The sequence below is a fragment of the Streptomyces diastatochromogenes genome, from assembly GCF_002242805.1.
GTDB classification, from domain to species: Bacteria; Actinomycetota; Actinomycetes; order Streptomycetales; family Streptomycetaceae; genus Streptomyces; species Streptomyces diastatochromogenes.
The window spans coordinates 276-611 of record NZ_MCGQ01000114.1; the positions used below are offsets into that span (position 1 = coordinate 276).

1 protein-coding gene and 1 pseudogene are annotated in these 336 nt (G+C 71.1%); both read right to left on the reverse strand.

From position 1 onward, the window contains the following. Window positions 1–143, reverse strand: a pseudogene (locus BEK98_RS50650) (LysR family transcriptional regulator); the annotation flags it as partial. Window positions 144–188: 45 nt separating this feature from the next. Then, window positions 189–336: EamA family transporter (locus BEK98_RS46570; RefSeq protein WP_167444458.1), on the reverse strand; the 148-nt coding region annotated here is incomplete at its 5' end.

Below are 336 nucleotides of genomic sequence, written 5' to 3' on the forward strand. Positions count from 1 at the left end.
ACGCCGAGCTGCCGGGCGAGGTTGGTGAGCTGCTGAGAGACGGCGGAGGGGGTCATGTGCAGGGCCTCGGCCGTCGCGGTGACGGTGCCCCGTTCCCGGAGGGTGCGCAGGATCTGCAGCTTCCTCAGGTCCCACTCGGTCATGCGGGCACGTTACACGCGCGACCGGAGTACGGGCGGGCCCGGCCGTCACCTGCGGGATCCCGCACCCAGCGTCACCCCGCCCAGGATCAGCGCCATGCAGAGGAGTTGCGGCCAGCTGGTGTTCTCGCCGAGCAGGGCCCAGGAGAGTACGGCCACGCAGAGGGGCTGGAGGTAGTAGACGATGCCCGCGCGG